Raw genomic sequence first — 18,187 nt, forward strand, 5'->3', positions numbered from 1 at the left:
CCTATGCCCATCCGCTTGTTGTGTTAGTAGCACAAGCCAGTGAGAAGACAAACTCCTATATCCGTGTGGGGGTAGCCGCAGGAAAGACAACCGGAACAGCTGTCCACCGCAACCGCGCCAAGCGACTTTTACGCGAAGCCATGCGGCCCTTGTTTCCCTCACTCGCCTCAGGCTGGGACTTGATCCTGATCGCCAGGCCCGCACTTGTCACTGCCACTTTAGCAGATACCCGCTCCGCGCTTCTTAACCTCTTTCAACGTGCAAAAATCCTGCTTGCGGACGAGTCCCGTGGATGAATCCTGAAAACCAGTTCCATTTACATGATTATTCTAATGAACCGCGTTTGCGTGATATGCCCCGCAAACTGGCAAACTGGCCGCGCATCTCTGTGCTGGCTTTGATTCGTTTATATCAAATGGTGGTTTCACCTGGGCTGCCTGCGAATACCTGCCGCTTTTACCCATCCTGTTCCCATTATGGTTATCAAGCTGTTTATAAATATGGCGCGCTGAAGGGTTCGCTGATGGCCGCCTGGCGCGTGTTACGCTGTAATCCTTTCAATCCCGGTGGGTACGACCCCGTTCCATAAAAAATTACTGTCATATTGATTGACGGTTACGAGAAGTTACATAGTATCGCATAATTTAGTATATAGAAATTTCATGTCTGCTCGTAATTTTCGACAAGAGTTTACTAAATTATGTGACAAGCGATAGGAGTAATAAGAATTTGAAAACAAAACGATTGATGTTGTTTTTTCTGCTTGTCCTCGGTGCAATTATCCTCAGCGCTTGCAGTGGACAACCCCTGGCAAACAACTGGCCCGGCCTCACTGCAGATGCGGAACGCGCTTATCTTTCCAGCGGTTCCTTCATCTATGCTGTGGACGTGCAAAATGGCAAGGAAGTCTGGCGCTATCCAGCCGAAGCTGATAATAAACTGGTGTATTATGCAACCCCTGTACTAACCCGAGACGGTCAACTGCTGATCGGAAGTGCCGGCACAGAGCACCCATTTGTCAGTCTTAATCCCGAAACCGGTAAGGAGAACTGGACCAAAGCTTTCACCGGTGCAAAAGGCGCATGGCTTGCCTCGCCTCTCATCATGAATAACTCGATTTATGCCCCTAATACGGACGGTTTTCTTTATATTCTGGATATGGATGGCGAGCCAGCCGCAGACCCAATAAGATTGGGTGGCGCTCTGTGGGCAACGCCGGCAACAGATGGAACGTTTCTTTATGCCACTACACTAGATCATCACATCCACGTCATCGACCCTGTGAAAGGTGTAGTGAATGAGACCATCGACATCGGCGGCGCGGCGCCCGGCAGCCCTGCAGTTGGAGAAGATGGCGTATACGTTGGCTCTTTTGCATCCACCATTGAGTTCGTTAAATCCAACGGTGCGCACGAAGTCATTGCAACTGCCGAAAATTGGATCTGGGGAACTCCCACCCTGGATGAAGAAACGCTTTATTATGCCGACCTGAACGGCATCATCTATTCACTCGACATTGTTACAGGAAGCCAAAACTGGGATGCCGTGAAACCGGATGGCCCTGTCGTGGCGAGTCCGCTTGTAATGGGCGACCAGATATACGTTGGGACTGAGGCGGGCACTTTCCTCGCTTTGGATCGCGATGGGAAAATTGTTTGGGAAAAGACTCCCGGCGGTAAAATTTATACATCCCCTGTTGTTTCAGGCGATCTGATCCTTGTGGCGCCATATCAAGCTGAGCTTGCTCTGGCCGCTTATGATGCGGATGGCAAACAAGCCTGGTCGTTCACGCCCGAGAAATAAGGACACTAAATCATGTGGCAAACTATTATTATTCAACCCATGACCAATCTTTTATTGTGGATTTATGATGTACTGGGTCATGGCCCGCACACTTTTGGTCTTGCGATCATTTTGTTCACCATCCTGATCAAATTGTTGACCTGGCCTTTAAACGCCTCGCAGGTAAAGGGCGCGCAAGCCATGCAGGAATTACAGAACGATAAGGAATGGCAGGATATTCAAAAGAAATATGCCAAGGATCGCGAAAAACTTGCGCAGGAACAGATGCGCATTTACAAGGATCGCGGTATCAACCCCTTTGCATCCTGCCTGCCGACCTTGGTTCAATTCCCCATCATTATTGGTTTATATCAAAGCATTACGCGCGCACTTTCGGCAACTCCATTTAATATGCTGGAACTTGCCCGCACCGTATACCCATTCCAAAATGTGGAAAATATCATCCCGCTCAACAGCACATTTCTATGGATGGACCTTGGCCGCCCGGAATCAATTCCGATTTTTGGAATTGCCCTGCCAACACTTGCCATCATCGTGGCGCTTACCACCTGGGTGCAATCCAAATTAACCATGCCTGCTTCGAGCAACCCAAATGACCAAAGCGCGCAGATGACAAAAATGATGAGCGTTTACATGCCTCTCATGCTTGGCTGGTTTGCATTGAACTTTGCTTCGGGCATTTCAGTTTATTTCATCGTCAGCAATCTCCTGGGTGTTGTGCAATATGCCGCAACCGGCCGCGCCAATTGGAGCAACCTTTTTGGCCGCGGCAGCAAACCATCTTCTGCAAAAAAGTAGGGAGGCAAAATGAACGAGCGTACTACGCTTGAGATTATCGCTCCGACTGTTGAAGAAGCTCTTCAACAGGGCCTGTCACAGCTTGGCTTAACGGCTGACGCTGTTTCCGTGGAAGTTTTGGATTCAGGCACGAAAGGATTGTTCGGACTTGGCGGACGACAAGTCCGCGTGCGTCTGACCGTCAACCCGCCGCCCGGGCAATTTGTGCCTGCTGTGGATGAATCCAAGCCCTCGCCTCGAACTGACCGTAAGCCTGCTCCTGCAAAAAAAGCAGAGTCTGCGCCGAAAGCGAAGGACGCCAAACCTCGTCGCGTTGAACAGAAACCTGAAGTTGAAGCGCCCGTTACCGCTCAAAAAGCAGAGCGTACAGATCACGATCATCTTCTAAACACAGCCGAGGAAGTTGTATCCAAGTTGATCGATCACCTGGGTATGAGGGCGCAGGTTTCTGCTAATTACGATGAGGCCAACACCGATGACCGCCGCAGTATTCAAGTGGATGTGCGCGGAGATGACCTCAGCTCTTTGATCGGGCGCCATGCAGAAACTTTGACAGCCTTTCAACACATTGCATCATTGATCGTCGGCAAGCAGACTCAGCAATGGGTGCAGTTGACGGTTGATGTGGAGGGCTATCGTTCGCGCCGTGAAAAGCAGATCCGCCAATTGGCGAATCGCATGGCAGACCAGGTAACCAAGACAGGCCGCAAGATGACCATGGAACCGATGTCTGCCAATGAACGGCGTGTGGTGCACATCGAGTTGCGTGGCCACCCTGCTGTGATAACAGAAAGTACGGGCGAAGAGCCGTATCGCAAAGTGGTAATTTTGCCAAAAGAATAAAGACACAAGTTGTTTCTGGGAGACCGCCGAAAGGCGGTCTTTTTTTCTTTCATCTTTCCTCTTTTAGTGAGAACCGCTACGGTATAATTCACCCATGTTGGAACTCGTCCCTCTTGAGCCCGTGGATTTTTTGGCGATTGGTCATGCGGCTGTGGATATTATTCCCTCAGGCAAACAACTGGGCGGGACGGTTTCATATTCAGCGTTGACTGCGCTTGCGCTGGGTCTGCGCGTGGGAATCGTCACTTCAGTGGGAGAGGACGCGCCCTTGCAGGTTTTGGATGGCGTTCATATTGTTAATATCCCAACTGAACAAAGCACGACCTTTGAAAATATAAAAACAGAAAGCGGACGCAGGCAAATTTTGCATCATCGAGCCTCGCCAATTCTGTTCGATCATATTCCGCAGGTATGGTTGAGTACACCGATCATTCATATCGCGCCGATTGCGCGTGAATTGGATGTGTCGCTGGTGGAAAAATTATCTGGTTCATTACTGGGCATTACGCCACAAGGCTGGATGCGCAGATGGGATGAAAAGGGTCAGGTGGAGGCATGTGCCTGGGAAAACAGCGAGCAGGCACTCGGTCAGGCGGGAAGCGTGATTATGAGCGTGGAGGATGTCAACCGCGATTTGGAACTCGTCGAATCGATGGCGCATCAGACGCGAATCCTTTGCCTTACAGAAGGTGAGGCAGGTGCGGTTTTATATTGGAATGGAGATCGCCGTCGTTTTCGTCCGCCAATGGTGAAGGAAGTGGATGCGACGGGCGCCGGTGATATTTTTGCGGCGGCGTTTTTGGTGCGCTTGTTTGCCACGCGTGACCCATGGGAGGCGGCGCGCTTTGCGACGAACCTCGCGGCCTATTCGGTAACACGCGTTGGCCTAAATGGAATTCCGACCCGGGAAGAAATCGAAAGTTGCCTGATGGAGGTTTTATCTTGACCAAGATCTATACGTTGGTGAATCAAAAAGGCGGAGTGGGCAAGACGACAACCGCGATCAATATGGCGGCCTATCTTGCACAGCTCAAACAGCGTGTGTTGGTGGTGGATCTGGACCCGCAGGCCAATGCCACCTCCTGTTTGGGTGTGGATAAATTAGGTGTGCAGGGCGGAACCTATGAAGCATTGCTCGGTGAGACGAATATTTTTCCGTACGTGTTATTGAACGAGCGTTTGCAATTGTCGCTACTTCCTTCCTCGCCTTCTCTGGCTGGCGCTGAAGTGGAGTTGGTCGATGAGCTGGCACGTGAGTCACGTTTGCGAAAGGCCATTCTATCGATTTCAGATCGTTATGATTATGTATTGATCGATTGTCCGCCTTCGCTGGGTTTGTTGACCGTGAACGGGCTGATGGCGGCCATGCATGGCGTGATCGTGCCTGTGCAATGTGAATACCTCGCTTTGGAAGGTCTCGGCCAATTGACTCAAACAATTGAACGTGTACGCTCTGCATTGTTCCCTGAGTTGGAAGTGCGCGGCGTGGTGTTAACCATGTTCGACAACCGCACAAATCTTTCCACTGACGTAGTTGCTGAAGTGAACAAACACTTTCCGAATCAGGTATTTAAAAGCATCATCCCGCGCAGTGTGCGTCTGGCAGAAGCGCCTTCGTATGGCCTACCGATCTCTGAATATGCACCAACCTCTGTTGGCGCCGTGGCCTATGAAGCTTTGGCGAAAGAGTTGTTAAGAGGCGATAAATAGTTATCCGCAGATTACGCCGATTTTCGCAGATTTTATTTTTTGATGTTTTCAATCTGTGTAATCTGCAACATCTGTGGATGTATTTCTAAGGAGCAGGTATGGCTCAACGAAAAGGTCTTGGCAAAGGTTTGGATGCATTGATCCCTGGTGGAGAAACCGCCAGTTCTACATCCATGGCTGGAGGCGGGGGAGTACAGCAAGTGGCTGTGGAATTGATCAAGCCCAATCCGCGCCAGCCGCGTTTGAAATTTCAAGAAGATGAATTAACCGAACTAGCTGAATCCATTCGGGAACACGGGATCATTCAGCCCCTCATCGTTTTGCCAAATGGAGATGGCTCGTATATTCTCATCGCAGGTGAAAGACGCTGGCAGGCTGCGCAAAAGGCAGGTTTGCGAACGGTGCCTGTTATCACGCGCCATGCGAATAATCAGGAATTGCTTGAGCTGGCACTGATCGAAAACGTCCAGCGTGAAGATTTGAATGCAATGGAAGAGGCAGAAGCCTATCGTCAGTTGGTGGAGGATTTCGGCCTCTCGCATGAAGCAGTTGCTAAACGTGTAGGCAAGAGTCGTGTAGCGGTGACGAATACCCTGCGCCTGCTTGGGCTTGCTGATGCTGTCAAACAAGCTTTGGTGGATGGCAGGATCACGGAGGGTCATGCGCGGGCCTTGTTGATGCTCTCCACGCAGAAGGCGCAAGCCTCAGCTTTGCAAACATTGCTAAATCTCTCCCTGAGTGTCCGCCAGGCTGAGGAGTTGGTGCGAAAACTTGCCGGGCATAAACCGATCAAGGCGAAGAAACCGGGCCGCAATGCAGATGTGCATGATGTGGAAAAACGCCTGCAACACAGCCTGGAAACAAAAGTTGTTGTGAAGCATGGAAAAAAGGGCGGCACGGTTACGATCTACTATTATTCAAATGAGGAACTGGATTCTCTGTTGGATAAATTGGCATGAAAAGAATCGACCAATCCACACTAATCTTCGCGAAGGTAAAAAGATTAGTGTGGATTAGCGAAGACATCGTGCCCGTTAGGTACTAGCGGATAAAAAATGAAACTCCTCTATAACGCAAACATTCACACTCTTGATCCAAAACATCCCTCTGCTTCTGCGATTTTGATCGCAGGCGGCAGGATCATCGCTGTGGGGGATAAGGATAAGTTGGCAAGCCTCGCGCATGGCAAAGTAGATAAACAAGATATGAAAGGCAAAACCATATTGCCTGGTCTCACCGATGCGCACATCCACATTCAATATTATTCTCTCGGCCTCGCCAAGGTGGATTGCGAAACGAAGACAAAAGAAGAATGCCTGCGCCGTGTGGCGGAGCGCGCGAAAAATTCCAAATCAGGTGAATGGGTGTTGGGGCATGGCTGGAATCAAAACGAGTGGTCTGCAGGTGGCGGCTGGCCCACCGCAAGTGAGCTTGATGCAGTTGCGCCGAATAACCCTGTTTATCTCACAGCAAAATCTCTGCACGCTGCGTGGGTGAATACATCCGCTTTGAATCTTGCAGGCATCACCAGTGACAGCCCCAACCCAAAAGATGGTGCGATTCAACGCGATGCTAGTGGACAGGCCACAGGCATTTTGCTTGAGTCCGCAATGGGCCTCGTCTCAGATGTAATTCCCAAGGCGGCCATTAAAGATATTGAACAAGCCATTGAAAAGGCCCAGCCCATTTTGTGGAAGATGGGTATCACAGGCATTCACGATTTTGACCGTCGTGATTCTTTTATGGCATTGCAATCATTGCGCGCCAGCAGTAAACTAAAATTACGCGTCAATAAAAATATCCCTGTTGAAAGCGTGGAGCAGGCCAATGAACTCGGTTTGCGCACAGGCTTCGGCGATGAGTGGTTGTGGGTCGGTTCTGTAAAAGCTTTTATGGATGGCGCTTTGGGTCCGCATACCGCTGCCATGTTCCAGCCTTATGAAAACGAGCCCGACAACAAAGGCATTCTCAATATGGATGGCGAAGAACTCTTTGAACATTGCCGCAAAGCTGCTGATGTTGGTTTGAGCATGACTGTCCATGCCATTGGTGACCGCGCCAATCACGAAGTGCTCAACGCGTATGAGCAGCTTCGTAAATATGAAACCGAAAAAGGATTGCCACATTTGCGTCATCGCATCGAGCATGTGCAGGTCATTCATCCCGATGATGCGCCGCGACTTGCCAAGCTTAACGTCGTCGCCTCCATGCAGCCCATCCACGCGCCCTCCGATATGCACGCCGCCGACCGCTTCTGGGGAGATCGCTCCTCGCTCGCCTACGCCTGGCGGACTCAACTCAACCATGGTGCGCCTCTCGCATTCGGATCGGATGCCCCCGTCGAATCACCGAATCCATTTTTAGGATTACATGCCGCAGTCACTCGACGAAGGGCAGACGGCTCGACCCCCGCCGAAGGCTGGTACCCCGAACAAAAATTGACTTTGGCTGAGGCCTTTTCCGCTTACACTTTGGGCGCTGCCTACGCCGCCAATGCAGAGCATCGCCTTGGCAAACTGGCTGAAAATTATCTCGCTGACTTAATCGTATTGGAGCAGGACCCTTTCCAAATTGAACCTGATGACCTATTGGCAATGAACGCCATAGCGACCATGGTCAATGGAGAGTGGGTCTTGCAATAAATCTTTATTCGAGCAGACTATGACACAACCTCCCCCGAACCTGACTCCTGAAATGCTGATTCCCCGTATGGGTGAATACATCGTCCAGAAAGGCTTGATCAGCGATAATGATCTGCGCAAGGCGCTTGCCTATCAACAGGAGCAGATTTCTTTAGGGAAACAGTATCTGCTCGGCCAGGCATTGATGGACTTGAATCTGCTGGATCGAAAGACACTGGATCAAGTGGTCACCGAGCAGCTCATTCAATTACGTTCTGCTTTGCAGGCTGCAAACCGCAACCTTGAGCAAAGAGTAAGAGACCGCACTGCCGATCTCAATGATGCGCTTACCAGGCTTTCTGAGCTTAGCCAGATGAAAGCGAATTTTGTGGCGAATATCTCGCATGAGTTGCGCACGCCGCTGACACATGTAAAAGGTTATCTTGAATTATTGATCACCAAATCTTTGGGGGGCATAACAGATGACCAAAAACATGCCTTGCAGGTGAGTCAGCGTGCTACAGCCAAACTGGAAAGCCTGATCGAGGATTTGATCATGTTCTCGCTTGCCTCGCGCGGCGAAATGAGCATGAAATTGGAGACAGTGGATATCCGCCGCCTGGTCTCGCTTGCGGCTAAATCTGCCACAACCAAAGCCGAAGAACGCAGTGTCCAGGTTTTGGTATCGGCAGCGGATGATATCCCCGCGGTTCAGGCTGACCCTGAGAAGATCGGCTGGGTGGTGAATCAATTGCTCGATAACGGGATCAAGTTCACCCCGTCGGGTGGAAGCGTGGTCATCCATCTCAAAGAAGAGGGCAATAACCTTATCCTTATTTCCGTTACCGATACAGGCATTGGCATTCCATCGGTTCGTTTGAAGGAAATTTTTGAGCCTTTCCATCAATTGGATGGTTCATCTACAAGGCATTATGGTGGTACGGGACTGGGCCTTTCACTTGTCCGCCAGATCATTGAAGCGCATGGCTCCTTATTGGATGTGCAATCAGTGGAGGGGAAGGGTTCTACTTTTAAATTCCCATTGCTGGCTGTGCGTGATTAAGAATGGATATATCCACCCTTTCTCTTTTACATAATATTTTTCAGAAAGTTCAGGAAAGGCAGGATTGGAAAGCCGCTCTTGATACTCTGTTTGTATCACTGCGCGGGCCCTTTGTATTTGACAACGTTGCCATCTATCTTGAAGGCCCGCAGACAAAGGGGTTGGAAATTGTATACGCGCGTGCCATGGGGCGCGGTAAGAATGCCGAAGCCGATGCCGCATGGGGTGAGAGTGTGGCAAATGAAGTGCTTGCTTCTGGAAAAATGGTTTTGCATATTCCCAAGCGGATAACCCAGAATATGGATCGTATGGCGCTGACGTATCTGTTGGGTATTCCATTGTATATTGGTTCGAAATTACGCGGTGCACTTGTCTTCGTTCGTTTTGGCGGGCCCGAATTTTCTGATCTCCAAATTCAAATTGGCTCTTTGCAGGCCTTTTGGTCTGCGGCGTTGATCGAACGCAGAGATTTGCAGGAGGCGCGCTCTGAACTGGATTCGGTGCAGAGGCAAATGCGCTTACAGGATGATTTCGTCTCCACCATCTCCCATGAATTTCGTACACCACTTGGTTTTATTAAAGGATATAGCACAAGCCTTTTGCGGCAGGATACGATCTGGGATGAAGCCACGCAGCGCGAGTTCCTAAATATCATCGACGAAGAAGCTGATCGATTAACCCGCTTGATCGAAGATATGCTCGAATCGGCTCGTTTGCAAAGCAAGACCCTTCAGTTTAAATTCTCTCCCGTTAGAATGGATGCGCTTGTGCGGGATGTTGCCACGCGGGTCAATACGCATCACCCCGAATTAAAAATTGTCTTTGATATTGAACCTCTTCCGCCCATTCGCGGCGACGGTTTTCGTCTTTCACAGGTCTTTGATAATCTGTTCAGCAATGCGTTAAAGTATGCACCCGATTCGCAGATCGATATTGGGATGCGCAGCCATGGGGATAAAGTACTGATCACCTTTGCTGATCATGGGGATGGCATTCCTGAGGATTATCTTCCCTTTATTTTTGAGCGCTTCTATCGTGTCCCTGGGGAGCGTACCGTAAACGGCACTGGCCTTGGGTTGTATATTTGCAAGCAAATTGTTATGGCACATCATGGTAATATTTGGGTAGAGTCAGTGTTGGATAAGGGCACAACTTTTTATATCGAGTTGCCCCTTGACCCAGCGCTATGACCTCTCTCACTCTTATGTCATTAAGGAGATCGTTATGGCCAAGCGTATTTTGATCGTGGACGATGAACCCCGTTACCTTCGCCTTTTGGAAGCGAACTTGCGCACCGAAGGCTATGAGGTGACAACTGCACAGGATGGCGTTCAGGCTTTAGATGTGTTTTCAGCCCAGCCGATAGACCTTGTGCTGCTGGATGTAATGATGCCGCGTCTGGATGGCTTTGGAACCTGTCAACGTTTGCGTGAATTCTCCAATGTGCCAATTGTGATACTGACAGCTCGCGGAGAAGAGCAGGATCGCGTACGCGGCCTCGATCTTGGTGCTGATGATTATCTCGTGAAGCCTTTCTCAGCCACCGAGTTACTTGCGCGGGTGCGGGCTGTACTGCGCCGTGCCCAACCTCCCGCTGATACCGGTACAGCGCGCTTCTTTACCCATGACGATCTTAAGATAGATTTTGCCCGTGCTGAAGTTTGGCGCGGCGGAGATGCCATTTCACTATCTGCCACTGAGTATCGCCTCTTATTGCAGTTTGCCCATAATATCGGCAAGATACTCACTTCGGAAGAATTGCTCACCAGTGTATGGGGCGCGGAATATAAAAGCGATAAAGAGATTTTGTGGGTCAGCATTGCCCGCCTGAGGCAGAAACTTGAGGAGGATGCCCACAACCCTCGCCATATTGTCACGCGGTCAGGGTTGGGTTATCTGATGCCTCCAACTGAAGCGTGACGTTCACGCATGTGCCAACATGCGTAAAGGACACATGCCATGCCTGGAAAAAAGGTCCTTATTGTTGATGCCGATGTAGCCAGCCGAAATTTTATAGCTCGCAACCTGGTGGATCAAAAATATGAAGTGCTTCAGGCTGGTTCAGGCAAGGAGGGCTTGATCCATGCATGGCGCGATCACCCTGATCTCGTGATCATTGACCCGGTCCTCGCTGACCTATCTGGGGAAGAGATGGCGGCAAAGCTCAGGCAGGATCCACGCACGGTAGATTTGCCTCTTATCGCTCTTAGCAGCGTCTCCAGTGCGGTTCGCATCAAATCCTGTTTTGATGCTGGTTTCAATGAATTTATCACAAAGTCCGGGCAGGCTGTTTCCATCCTGAATGAAACGATAAGTCGTTCGCTTGGGCTGACGAGTGCGGCAATGAAGCAGGGTGGGTTTTTGATGGTTTTTCTAAGTGCCAAGGGTGGAACGGGCACCTCATCTATGTGTGCGAACATTGCCATGAATATTGCACAATCCCAGCCGGAGGCGAAACTGGTGGTTGTCGATTTGGTACTGCCTATCGGATCCATTGCACCCATTGTCGGCTATGAGGGAGCGCGAAATATCGTCACAATAACTGATATGCCAGCAGAAGAGACGACACCTGAATTTTTCCGTAACGAGCTGCCGGAAATGCCGATCTGGCGATTTAATCTGTTGGCTGGTTCGCCAGACCCTGAAAGCAGCAACCATCTCAACGTGAGTAGAATATGGGGTATCGTGACTGCCTTAAAGGCCTCCTATGATTACGTTCTGGTTGACATTGGCCGCTCGCTTTCAAAGATCACCCTGCCGCTCATCCAACATGCGGACCTCGTGGCTTTAATTGTCAGCACCGATATAAGCACGGTGTCGTTAACAAAGACTTTGCTGGTCTACTTAAAAAACAGGGGTGTGAATACCAAATCCATCTATCCGATTCTGAATCGGGCAGCCGGCATGGAGGGATTAAGCAAGGTGGATGCAGAGGTTACGCTGGATATGCAGATCATGGCGACCATGCCGTATCTGGGTAGTAATTTTGCCTTTGCCAATAGCCATCACCAGCCCTTCTCATTAATGTACCCGAAGGATACAGCTTCCATTATTTTTCAGGATGCAGCCAGGGAAATGGTGGCTCTGGCGCGAAAATTGCGAGCGGGGTAACTTCTCGGCCTTACGTATGGCTTACATCTTGCCCCATCTGTTTGGAGAGATGATAAGATTGTTACAAGATATTTAGTGCAAGGGAGCATTCTTATGACTGTCGAATATGATGAAAAAGGAAAGTTCTATACCAATGTGGTTACGAAGGTGGCAGTGCCGTCCGTTCTTCAAACCACGAGTCATCTGATCCGCGGGCTGATTCATGTGGTACCCGGAGAACGGCTGAAAGATGAATTGGAAGGCAATGAGCATTATATAGCTGTGACCGATGCCAGCGTCTATGATGCGCAGGGGAAATTAATATACGAGAGCCCATTCCTGGCGGTTCAAAAGAAACAGATCGTTTGGGTGATGCCGGTGGGGAAGGATGAAGCCAAGGACGCCGCAGGATGAGCACTCCCAGCCCCAGCGCACCTCAAAGACTCACCGGCCAGGACCTGATCAGACTTAAAAAATATTTGGCCGATAATTTAATGCGCGCCCTGGAGATGGAAGGTATTTCGGCGGCACAACGTAATGCATTTATCCAGCAAAATATTTCACGCGTATTTGAACAGACTCAACTAAAGCTCCCCGAAGATTTGAAAAAAGAAATATTTAACCAGGTGATGCATGACCTGCTTGGGTTTGGGCCGATCCAGGTATTGCTTGATGACCCTGACGTTACAGAGATCATGGTGAACGGGCCAAAGAAAATCTTCGTCGAAAAAAAGGGACAGCTTACCAAGAGTAATGTCACTTTTGATGACGACGACCATGTGCTCCGCATCATAGACCGCATCATCATGCCTCTTGGCCGCCGCGTGGATAGCGATTCTCCCACTGTGGATGCGCGTCTGCCTGATGGTTCCCGTGTCAATGCTGTTGTCCGCCCCGTTGCAATCGATGGGCCCTCCATTACGATCCGAAAGTTTCGCAAGGATAAATTACAAGTCAGCGACCTGGTAGCTTATGGCTCTGTAACACAACAAATGGCAGACTTTTTGGAAGCTTGTGTGAAGGCGCGTTTTAATATCGTCATTTCTGGCGGCACAGGCTCTGGTAAAACCACGTTATTGAATGTCATGTCTGGTTTTATCCCTGAGAATGAACGCATCATTACCATCGAAGATGCGGCAGAGCTGCAGCTTCAACAGGATCATGTGATGCGGATGGAAACAAAGACTGCGAATGTGGATGGCCTCCACGCGGTTAGTATCCGCGAGCTGGTGAAGAATTCGCTCCGTATGCGCCCGGACCGAATTGTGGTGGGAGAGGTGCGCGGCGGCGAGGCGTTGGATATGCTTCAAGCCATGAATACGGGCCACGATGGATCATTGACCACGGTCCATGCAAATACGCCGCGCGATGCGATTTCACGTCTTGAGACTCTTGTGCTTATGGCAGGCATGGATCTGCCTCTGAAAGTGGTGCGCCAGCAAATATCTTCCGCAATTGATCTGATCGTACAGCAAACACGTTTGAAAGATGGTCAGCGTAAAGTTACGGCTATAACGGAAGTGGCCGGTATGGAAGGCGAGATCATCGTGCTGACCGATGTGTTCAAATTTATTCAAACCGGTGTGACTACAGAAGGAAAAGTTCAAGGCGAGTTAAGCGCCACAGGAATTCGCCCCAACTTCACGCCGCGGCTTGAATCGGCTGGGTTTAAACTCAATGCTGAAATATTTGCCCCAAAAGTTTCCGCCAGTCAAGGCTCTCGTCGCTGAAACACTCTGCTATAATCCAGGCATCCAACCACTTATGAGGAATTATGAACAACGCCCAGATCACCATACGTGAAAAGAAACTTGGTTTGTTGATTCGCGATGCCCGCATGGCGGAGCGCCGCAGTATAAAAGAGTGTGCTGATGCAATCGGTATCAAGCCGGGTTTGTTTCGCGCTTACGAAGAGGGCCGCCGCTCTCCATCCCTGCCTGAACTCGAAGCGCTTGTATATTTTTTGAAACTTCCGATCTCAATATTTTGGGGTAAAGAGACCAGGTCTGATGCGGATTCTCCGCTCGAATCTGTGGATATTTCACGCTTGATCGCTCTGCGTCAGCGCATGATCGGGGCGTTGCTGCGTCAGGAGCGCACAAATGTAAACATGTCCATTCGCCACCTTGCATCCGAAACAGGAATATCGCAGGCAAAGTTGAATTCGTATGAACATGGTGAGCGCGCCATCTCCCTACCTGAGCTTGAAAGCATTCTTGCCGTGATGGGAAGCCGTATCGATGTTTTCTTTGATCAAAGCGGCCCGGTTGGACAATGGATGAACAGTCAGCGAGCCATGCAGAAATTCCTTGAATTGCCTGAGGAAATGCAGGACTTTGTGTGCCAACCTGTCAACCGGCCTTACCTTGAATTGGCAATGAAACTCAGCGATATGTCGAGAGAAAAATTACGGTCTGTTGCTGAAGGCTTGCTTGATATTACACTTTGATATTTTGAAATAGCCCTGGTCCTATCACATGACACTCGAACCAGCACAACTTGAGGCACAGGGAAAACGAGCCTACCAAAATAAGAAATTCAACGAAGCCGCCGATTTATTCCGTCAGGCTGCCGAGGGTTACACTTTGGGGCACGCGGGATTAATGGCCGCCGAAATGAAGAATAACTTGAGCGTTGCATTATTGCAGGCCGGCAAGCCGCAAGAGTCGCTGGATGCCGCGTTTGGCACGGATGAAATATTTGAAGGCGCAAAAGATATCAAACGCCAGGCCATGGCATTAGGGAATCAAGCTGCTGCGCTCGAGGCTCTCCATCGTTATGATGAAGCCCTTGAAAAATATGAACGATCTGCCGAGTTATTTAAACAGGTCAATGAAGGCGATTTGCGCTCCATGGTCATGAAATCTGCCGCCGCCATAAAGTTGAAAACAGGCAAGGTTTCTGAATCCGCATTCAAGATGATGGGCTCGTTGGATGCAAAACAATCTCCGGGCTTTTTTGAGCGTATCCTGAAATTCTTCCTCAACTTAATCAACAAAACATGATCAATCTGAATTTGCAGGTTCGGCGCGCCGTCCCACAGGATTATCACCAGATCGCCAACCTCATTTTTTATGAAGCCAACACTCACCGCCATCTCGATTGGCGGTCTGTGTTGGATTGGCTCGGCTCACAAAATTACTGGGTGCTGGAGCAGGATGGACATATCATCGCCACTTTAGCTTGCCCCGAAGACCCTCCTGATGTGGCATGGATTCGACTCTTTGCATATCACCCGCGTCTTTCTGGACCTGAAGCCTGGTCTGCGTTATGGGAAGTTGCCTGCCCTGATATCTTCCGCTCCAACCCACAAGCGCAGGTAGCGGCGATTGTGATGAAGCAATGGTTTCAAAATATTCTACTCTCCAGCGGCTTTGCAGTAAGACAAAATATTGTTCTGCTGCAATTGAGCGGCGAAAATGCCGTGACCTTTCATGTATCGCAAGAGATTCACATACGGCCCATGCAGGAATCGGATCTGGATGAAGTAACAAAAGTAGACCTCGCCTCGTTTGGATTTTTTTGGCATAACACAATCGATTCGCTTCGAAGAGCGTTTTCCCAGGCAGCACATGCCACTGTCGCGGAAGATGATTCGGGCATGGTTGGATATCAAATCAGCACGGGGAATCCGTTTGGGTCACACCTCGCCAGGCTTGGCGTCCAGCCTGAAGCGCAAGGCAGGGGAGTAGGCGCCGCATTAGTGAGTGACCTGATCCAGCGGTTGCATGTAGGAAAAAACACCAGGCTTTCCGTCAACACACAGGCGGATAACGCTGCATCGCTGGCGCTTTATAAGAAAATGGGTTTTGTACGAACAGGTGAACATTTTCCAGTACTTGTATACCCGCCGGGTGCTTCATGACACAGGTGGAGTTTTCCTCCCGCATCATGCAGAAGTTCGTTGAAACCCTGTCATCGGAGATCGGGCGCGAAACTTTATCGGCAGTACTTTCAAAAGCAGGGCTGCCAAAGGAATGGGCGAGCCATCTTCACTTCATTGCATTGGATGATCAGCGTACCGCGCAGGCATATTCACGTTTGCAATCGGCATTGCGCACCTATTATGGGCGCGGCGCTCGAGGAATCCTCCTGCGGATCGGAGCGAAGCTCTGGCAAAAATTATTAGATGACTCAGCATTTGGGGTCAAAACGCAAGCTGCGCTTGTGCGTAGTCTTCCAAAATCCATCAGACATAAACCGGCGCTTGAACTGCTTGCCCGTATCCTGGGTTCTGCTCCGGGGAGTATAACGATTCATACGCTGGACCTTGACCTGCTTTTTGTTGATCAGGCATCACCCACAACCCTGGATCAATCTGACGACACTCCGATTTGTTTCGTCACCCATGGCTTGATCCGCGAATGTTTATACTGGGCCGACGGCGAAGAACACGATATTGAAGAACGCGCCTGCCGTGCAGCAGGCGCACATCAATGTGAATTTAAAATCACCATTGGAGGGTGAAATGAAGAACTTTGAACTTACGTGGAAGGCGCACGACGGTCTGGATATATTCGCACAAGCCTGGGAGCCGACGGTTTTGCAGCCCAAAGCGGTTGCATGTCTTGTGCATGGGGTGGGAGAACATAGTTCCCGTTTTGCCCATGTGGCCGAGGCTTTTGGCAGGGAGGGCATTGTATTATTTACCTCAGACTCGCGCGGGCATGGTCGTTCCGGTGGCCCAAGAGGGCATATCTCATCTGTTGATGATTTTATGATGGATATCGATATGTTATTAGAACAGGCCGGCACATGGTATCCTGGCCTGCCTCTCTTTCTATATGGGCACAGCCTTGGGGGCATTCAGGTTCTGTATTACGGCCTGATCCGTAAGCCGAAAGTGAAAGGAGTAGTTGCTACCAGCCCCGGTCTGCACAACGCTCTTGAAAAACAGCTATTAAAAGTTGCCCTGGCAAAGATGCTGGGCGCGATCATGCCAGGCACAGCCCTCGCGAGCGGATTGGACCCGAAAAGCATCTCACGCGACGAAAAGGTTGTGCAGGCTTATATCAATGATCCGCTTGTGCATGATAAAGTTTCATTTGGCTTTGGAAAGACCATGCTTGGCGTTTCCAGTTGGACTTTGGAACATGCAGGTGAATTTTCGCTTCCATTGCTTCTTATGCATGGCAAGAAAGATACGATTGCCTTTCCATCCAGCAGTATCGAGTTTGCCGCCCCGCTGAAGGAAAAGTGCACATTGGTATTATGGGAAGACGGCTATCACGAACTTCACAATGAGCCCGAACAGGCTGAAGTGCTCAAAACCATGACGCTTTGGATGGATGCCCGCCTGCGTGAATAAAAAATAAGAGCATTCTAACGCTGCACTGGACAAATCCATTTCAGCATGGGAAGATTACGTAGTGCCGCATCACTAAAGCGGTAAAAGAAATTAATCTTATATCATAGGAGCTAGTATGAGCAGCAATAAAGAAATGAGCAAACGGCAGGCACGCCGCCAGCAAATACGCCGCAAGGAACAGCGTTCACGTTTATTGAGTATCGGCCTCATATCCATTGGCGCACTGGTTTTGGCTTTCTTGTTCATTTACCCGAATTTCAAGCCCGTTGGAGATGTGTTCGAAGCACCGCAGATTTCCCGCACGAATGTGGATTTCAACGCAGCGGGCGACCCCGATGCGCCGATCAAGATCGAGGAATATTCCGATTTTCAGTGTCCTTTCTGCCGCACTTTCTTTCAAAATACGGAAGAGCAGTTAATGGAAAGTTATGTGGCTGATGGCACCGTATATTTTGTATACCATTCCTTCGGCGACTTTATCGGTGCTGAATCTGGCAGCGCAGCGGAAGCGGCTTATTGTGCGGGTGACCAGGAGAAATTCTGGGAAATGCACGATATTATTTTTGCGAACCAAACCGGTGAAAACGTTGGCGCTTATTCAAACCGCCGCCTGCTGGCATTTGCCGAAAAGATCGACTTGAACATGGACGATTTCAACACATGTTTCAATGGTGGCACTTATAAGAGCTTGGTTGAAGAGGATATGAAGAATGGCGTTCTGGCTGGTATTGAGGCCACTCCTTCCTTTGTGATGACCTACACTGTAAATGGTGAGGCAAAGACAGTCACTCTTGAAGGCGCACAGGCATTCGATGTTTTCCAGGAAAACATCGAAGCAGCGCTGGCCGAGATGGGTCAGTAATCAATCAAGAGTAGATCAAGACAATAAAACATGACTCACCCTGAAATTAATCTTTCGTGGGTGAGTTTGTTTTTAAGAACAAAATGGGA

The 18,187-nt window shown here is 49.8% G+C and carries 21 protein-coding genes; all 21 read left to right on the forward strand.

All coding sequences use genetic code 11. The annotated features are described in order from the left end of the window. The coding region (rnpA, locus tag AC14M5_RS06345) for a ribonuclease P protein component (protein ID WP_484028800.1) at nt 1-296 on the forward strand (296 nt) is incomplete at its 5' end. Between the two features lie 56 nt (nt 297-352). After that, on the forward strand, nt 353-589 hold the full coding sequence (yidD, locus tag AC14M5_RS06350) for a membrane protein insertion efficiency factor YidD (protein ID WP_484028820.1): 237 nt from the start codon (nt 353-355) through the stop codon (nt 587-589). A 140-nt stretch (nt 590-729) separates the two neighbouring features. Next, on the forward strand, nt 730-1,803 hold the full coding sequence (locus AC14M5_RS06355; RefSeq protein WP_484028801.1) for an outer membrane protein assembly factor BamB family protein: 1,074 nt from the start codon (nt 730-732) through the stop codon (nt 1,801-1,803). A 12-nt stretch (nt 1,804-1,815) separates the two neighbouring features. Next, on the forward strand, nt 1,816-2,601 hold the full coding sequence (locus tag AC14M5_RS06360) for a YidC/Oxa1 family membrane protein insertase (RefSeq protein WP_484028802.1): 786 nt from the start codon (nt 1,816-1,818) through the stop codon (nt 2,599-2,601). Nucleotides 2,602-2,610: 9 nt separating this feature from the next. Continuing rightward, nucleotides 2,611-3,444: an RNA-binding cell elongation regulator Jag/EloR gene (gene jag / locus AC14M5_RS06365; RefSeq protein ID WP_484028803.1), complete on the forward strand. Its 834-nt coding sequence runs from the start codon at nt 2,611-2,613 to the stop codon at nt 3,442-3,444. Nucleotides 3,445-3,538: 94 nt separating this feature from the next. Beyond that, nucleotides 3,539-4,390 carry a PfkB family carbohydrate kinase gene (locus AC14M5_RS06370; RefSeq protein ID WP_484028804.1) on the forward strand — a complete coding sequence of 284 codons (852 nt, stop codon included), beginning with the start codon at nt 3,539-3,541 and terminating at the stop codon, nt 4,388-4,390. Beyond that, entirely contained in the window at nt 4,387-5,154 is a 768-nt protein-coding gene (locus tag AC14M5_RS06375) for a ParA family protein (RefSeq protein WP_484028805.1), read from the forward strand. Before AC14M5_RS06370 ends, AC14M5_RS06375 begins: the two co-directional genes overlap by 4 nt. 98 nt (nt 5,155-5,252) lie before the next feature. Next, the gene (locus tag AC14M5_RS06380; protein WP_484028806.1) at nt 5,253-6,113 is read left to right on the forward strand and encodes a ParB/RepB/Spo0J family partition protein; all 861 of its coding nucleotides are present in this window, start codon (nt 5,253-5,255) and stop codon (nt 6,111-6,113) included. A 96-nt stretch (nt 6,114-6,209) separates the two neighbouring features. Beyond that, complete coding sequence (locus tag AC14M5_RS06385; protein WP_484028807.1) at nt 6,210-7,796, forward strand: amidohydrolase; 1,587 nt, start codon at nt 6,210-6,212, stop codon at nt 7,794-7,796. A gap of 19 nt (nt 7,797-7,815) precedes the next feature. Further along, nucleotides 7,816-8,838, forward strand: a complete 1,023-nt coding sequence (locus AC14M5_RS06390) for a sensor histidine kinase (protein WP_484028808.1) — start codon at nt 7,816-7,818, stop codon at nt 8,836-8,838. Nucleotides 8,839-8,840: 2 nt separating this feature from the next. Further along, the gene (locus AC14M5_RS06395; RefSeq protein WP_484028809.1) at nt 8,841-10,028 is read left to right on the forward strand and encodes a GAF domain-containing sensor histidine kinase; all 1,188 of its coding nucleotides are present in this window, start codon (nt 8,841-8,843) and stop codon (nt 10,026-10,028) included. A gap of 34 nt (nt 10,029-10,062) precedes the next feature. Next, nucleotides 10,063-10,758 carry a response regulator transcription factor gene (locus AC14M5_RS06400; protein ID WP_484028810.1) on the forward strand — a complete coding sequence of 232 codons (696 nt, stop codon included), beginning with the start codon at nt 10,063-10,065 and terminating at the stop codon, nt 10,756-10,758. Between the two features lie 39 nt (nt 10,759-10,797). Next, nucleotides 10,798-11,949, forward strand: a complete 1,152-nt coding sequence (locus AC14M5_RS06405; protein ID WP_484028811.1) for a CpaE/TadZ family protein — start codon at nt 10,798-10,800, stop codon at nt 11,947-11,949. Between the two features lie 93 nt (nt 11,950-12,042). After that, nucleotides 12,043-12,342: a DUF6812 domain-containing protein gene (locus AC14M5_RS06410; protein ID WP_484028812.1), complete on the forward strand. Its 300-nt coding sequence runs from the start codon at nt 12,043-12,045 to the stop codon at nt 12,340-12,342. Next, nucleotides 12,339-13,658 carry a TadA family conjugal transfer-associated ATPase gene (locus AC14M5_RS06415; protein ID WP_484028813.1) on the forward strand — a complete coding sequence of 440 codons (1,320 nt, stop codon included), beginning with the start codon at nt 12,339-12,341 and terminating at the stop codon, nt 13,656-13,658. Before AC14M5_RS06410 ends, AC14M5_RS06415 begins: the two co-directional genes overlap by 4 nt. A 44-nt stretch (nt 13,659-13,702) precedes the next feature. Further along, entirely contained in the window at nt 13,703-14,377 is a 675-nt protein-coding gene (locus tag AC14M5_RS06420) for a helix-turn-helix transcriptional regulator (protein ID WP_484028814.1), read from the forward strand. A 28-nt stretch (nt 14,378-14,405) separates the two neighbouring features. Next, on the forward strand, nt 14,406-14,933 hold the full coding sequence (locus tag AC14M5_RS06425) for a tetratricopeptide repeat protein (protein WP_484028815.1): 528 nt from the start codon (nt 14,406-14,408) through the stop codon (nt 14,931-14,933). Then, nucleotides 14,930-15,793 (forward strand): GNAT family N-acetyltransferase, encoded by an 864-nt coding sequence (locus AC14M5_RS06430; protein ID WP_484028816.1) that lies wholly within the window; start codon nt 14,930-14,932, stop codon nt 15,791-15,793. Before AC14M5_RS06425 ends, AC14M5_RS06430 begins: the two co-directional genes overlap by 4 nt. A gap of 26 nt (nt 15,794-15,819) precedes the next feature. Then, nucleotides 15,820-16,395, forward strand: coding sequence for a V4R domain-containing protein (locus tag AC14M5_RS06435; RefSeq protein WP_484028817.1), 576 nt, complete (start codon nt 15,820-15,822; stop codon nt 16,393-16,395). Between the two features lies 1 nt (nt 16,396). After that, nucleotides 16,397-17,236: a lysophospholipase gene (locus AC14M5_RS06440; RefSeq protein ID WP_484028818.1), complete on the forward strand. Its 840-nt coding sequence runs from the start codon at nt 16,397-16,399 to the stop codon at nt 17,234-17,236. 115 nt (nt 17,237-17,351) lie between these two features. Then, nucleotides 17,352-18,098: a DsbA family protein gene (locus AC14M5_RS06445; protein ID WP_484028819.1), complete on the forward strand. Its 747-nt coding sequence runs from the start codon at nt 17,352-17,354 to the stop codon at nt 18,096-18,098. Nucleotides 18,099-18,187 lie beyond the last annotated feature (89 nt).

Source organism: Candidatus Villigracilis sp., from assembly GCF_057083605.1.